Origin of the sequence: Acidiplasma aeolicum, assembly GCF_001402945.1 — an archaeon.
GTDB classification, from domain to species: domain Archaea; phylum Thermoplasmatota; class Thermoplasmata; order Thermoplasmatales; family Thermoplasmataceae; genus Acidiplasma; species Acidiplasma aeolicum.
In genome coordinates, this window is sequence record NZ_LKBG01000047.1 from 1 (window position 1) to 3,672 (window position 3,672).

General features: G+C 34.4%; 6 protein-coding genes. 4 read left to right on the forward strand and 2 right to left on the reverse strand.

Annotated elements, in window-relative coordinates; all coding sequences use genetic code 11:
- The first annotated feature begins 76 nt into the window (after positions 1-76).
- From AOG54_RS01715 to AOG54_RS01730, 4 genes are all read left to right on the forward strand, one after another.
- Positions 77-595, forward strand: a complete 519-nt coding sequence (locus tag AOG54_RS01715; RefSeq protein WP_048101891.1) for a deoxycytidylate deaminase — start codon at positions 77-79, stop codon at positions 593-595.
- Positions 596-823: 228 nt separating this feature from the next.
- On the forward strand, positions 824-1,360 hold the full coding sequence (hsp20, locus tag AOG54_RS01720; protein ID WP_048102162.1) for an archaeal heat shock protein Hsp20: 537 nt from the start codon (positions 824-826) through the stop codon (positions 1,358-1,360).
- 39 nt (positions 1,361-1,399) lie between these two features.
- Positions 1,400-1,984, forward strand: a complete 585-nt coding sequence (locus AOG54_RS01725; RefSeq protein ID WP_048101892.1) for an ArsR/SmtB family transcription factor — start codon at positions 1,400-1,402, stop codon at positions 1,982-1,984.
- Positions 1,985-2,014: 30 nt separating this feature from the next.
- Positions 2,015-2,437: an OsmC family protein gene (locus tag AOG54_RS01730; protein ID WP_048101893.1), complete on the forward strand. Its 423-nt coding sequence runs from the start codon at positions 2,015-2,017 to the stop codon at positions 2,435-2,437.
- Here AOG54_RS01730 and AOG54_RS01735 read toward each other — a convergent pair.
- Both AOG54_RS01735 and AOG54_RS01740 read right to left on the reverse strand, forming a co-directional pair.
- Positions 2,434-3,450, reverse strand: coding sequence for a pyridoxal-phosphate dependent enzyme (locus tag AOG54_RS01735; protein WP_055032328.1), 1,017 nt, complete (start codon positions 3,448-3,450; stop codon positions 2,434-2,436). The genes AOG54_RS01730 and AOG54_RS01735 overlap by 4 nt on opposite strands.
- A gap of 42 nt (positions 3,451-3,492) precedes the next feature.
- Positions 3,493-3,672, reverse strand: a 180-nt coding sequence (locus AOG54_RS01740; RefSeq protein ID WP_055032329.1) for a hypothetical protein, incomplete at its 5' end; no start/stop codon positions are given.

Genomic DNA, 3,672 nt, shown 5'->3' on the forward strand with positions numbered 1-3,672 from the left:
GATCTTATTTTTATATATAGTGAATGTTAAGATAAATTTTAAATAATATTTATATCATTATTATTAATTAATAAGCATGGAGTATGAATATAGGAGGCCAACCTGGGATGAATACTTTATGAGGATGGCCTATCTTGCCGCATCCAGATCTAACTGCACCAGAAGAAAGGTGGGTGCTGTTATCGTTAGGGATAACCAGGTTCTGGCCACAGGCTATAATGGACCACCAACACACACCGTTAACTGTGACGTTGTTGGATGCATACGTGATGAGATGGGTATACCATCAGGCGAAAGGCATGAACTGTGCAGGGGATTGCATGCTGAACAGAATGCAATTATAGAGGCTGCTGTAAATGGAGTAAGCATTAAGGGAGCCAAAATATATGTTACCACACATCCATGCGTTGTTTGCTCCAAGATGATAATGAATGCAGGATTAACAGAGATTATATATGCTGAAGGTTACCCTGATGACCTTGCAAAATTAATGCTTCTTGAAAGCAATATTAAGATAAGGGAGTTCAGGCTTCCTGATTCTGATATAGAGAATATCATAGGAACCTTCTACATACATAAGGATGGGGAGGATTAATTTTTAAGATTATTTTTTATAATAAGCACTAAAAAGATAATAAGCCGATATGGTGTCGCTCTGTTAATTGCATATAAATATGGAATTTGTTTGCAATGAAAAATGTATTGCTTTATAATGACTAAAAAAAATCATGGTGCAATATAATAACATTTTAGTAGAAAACTTTATATACTATTTTTTAATATATCAGTTGACAACTAAAGGTTGTCAACTGAGGTGAGATATATGGTGGATAAAAAATATGATGACTGGGATGATATATTTGATGAGCTGTACGATGAATTTGGCTTTGACATGAGGAGGATAAATAACGAAATAGCCAAATTCTGGGAATCTGTAATGAAAGGTAACAGTAATGCCAAGGTTATGGGTCCATATGTATATGGCTTTACATATAAGATAGGCCCTGACGGCAAGCCAACATTCCAGGAATTCGGCAACGTACCAAGGAGGCTTGGATTCAATGAGAACATAAAAGAGGGTTTCAGGGAGCCATTAACAGATATCAATGAGGATAATAAAAATATATACATAACATATGAACTGCCCGGCGTTGATAAATCAGACATAAAATTAACTGTAAATGAGTATAATGTGGAATTAACTGTTGACACTGACAAAAGAAAATATTACAAAAACATAGAGTTCAACACACCAGTGGATGTAAACAGCGTTTCTGCAAAGTTCACAAATGGTGTCCTCGATGTCACAATATCAAAAACTGGCGGAAGGAATTCTGGAAAGACAGTGAAAATAGATTAAAACCATTAAATTATTCTTTTTAATTTTAGGGTGATTTCAATGGAGGATGATCTATGGACGTTACTTAACATACTGGAAAATAATACCAGAAGGGAATTGCTTAAAATGCTGGCAAATTATGATTCATATGCACTTGAGCTTAGCAAGGCCATGGGAATATCACAGCAGGCAATTAACAAGCAGCTTGATATACTGGAAAAAATAGGGCTTGTGTCTGCCAGCGGAATTATACCATCCTCCCTTGGTGCACCTAGAAAAATATATAAATCTCAGGGATTTTCAACGATAATTATAGATTATTCAAAAAATTTTATGGGAATCAAAAAACTGGATATAGAATATGAAAATAAAGTTGACCTGCCTGATTTAAACATCTCTCTTATAAAAAAATTAAACGATATAAATAATGCCATAAATGATATTGAGAAAAAACGTACCGAATTACTGGCAATAAAAGATAAAATTATTGAGAAATTAAAAACTGCTGCGGATAAATACGATGATTTCTGCAGAAAGGTAATAAGATCATTTCTTGAGAATCTTGATATATCCAGGACATCAAAGGAAACAGGTGTTCCGGAATACGTTGTGAATGAAATAATTACAAAATTTACCAGTGAATAAACTTTATATAATGTATAAAAATCAATTTCCATGAAGGTGTCGATAAAATTCGATAATGATATAGGGTTTATATCAGATGATGGGAAGGATGATGTAAAAATTAAGAATTCGATTGTTGGAAAGGATATTTATCATTCACCAACAGAATTATTATTAATGGCCATGGGTGCATGCACCAGTGATGATGTTCTTGTAATTTTAAACAAAATGAAGATGGATATAAAATCATATAGATGTGAGATTGAGGGAGAAAAAAGGGATGAGCACCCAAGATTTCTCAAATATGCGAAAATACATTATATATTTGAGGGAGATGTTGATCCGGAAAGTGCAGCAAAGGCCATTAAATTATCAATGACAAAGTACTGTTCAGTCTCATTAACTGTTAAAAATGCAGGTATCAATGTATCATATTATTTTACCATAAATGGTAAGGATTACGAGGTAAATTAATAATTTGTTTTTAAGCCATTTCCTGTAAGTATTAAAAGATTTTTACCATATTTGTTTAATTTTTTATATGCGGCATATACCGTGGCAGAACTGTATTCGGTAAGTATGCCTGATAATGCCAGATCACCTCTTGCCGTAATTATTTCATTTTCAGATACAGTAACACATCTTCCATAATTTTTAATAATATCATACATTTTTTTAATTAAAACGGGCTTTTTGGATACAAGTGCATCGGCCACAGATGACTTATCATTGTTCTCATCAAATAATGTACCGTTGATTTGAGAGCATAATGGTGATATAATCTCAGGCTGGACACCAATTATTTCCGGTATTTTATTTATCTCCCCAGAATCAAGAAGGTGCTTAAAACCTGAGAATAACCCTGAAAGTAATGTTCCGGCTGAAACCGGTATAAAAACCCTATCAGGCATATGCTCAAACTGGTTAAATATCTCATATGCCAGGGTTCGTATGCCATCCCTGAACTCAGGGTTTAACACATGGGATGCATATATTCCATCGTATTTCATTGCCACATTCTGAACCTCATCCCTGCTGCCCTTAACCTTTATTATATTTGCCCCGTAAAGCTTTATTTGACCAAGCTTCATTGCATTCGCTGTTTCTGGAACAAATATATTTACATTAAAACCCGCCACATGGCCATAGGCAGCTATGGATGCACCGGCGTTGCCTGATGAATCCTCATTTATGCTTAAATTATGATTATCGTATCTGGATGCCAAATAGGATATTAATGTCCTAGAACCACGGTCCTTGTATGAGAATGTTGGAGAATAATAATCAAGTTTAAAATAAAGGTCTCCGTTACCGATTACTGGTGTGGTAACCTCACCCAGGTTTATCCATTTTTTTATATATGGATAGTTATCGAGTATTTTGTCATGATATTTTTCATCCACAATTATTTCAAATGGGGATCCACAAACATTGCAGAATAACTCATTATTTTTACGATCATGACCATTAAAACATAAATATTTCATAAAAAATGATTAATTTATATCTAAAAAATGTTTTGATTAAAATTACAGGGAAGCATAATAGGACTCATCATAGGGTTCTGGTTTAAGCCCCTTTCTCTCCCTAATTTTTGCAACTATGCCTGCCTGGAGTTCATAAGGTACCCTCTGATACCCTGCATTTTCTGAGTTCCAGATGGCCTTTCCACCTGTAGCGCTCCTAATGGCAGATGCAAAACCGATCAT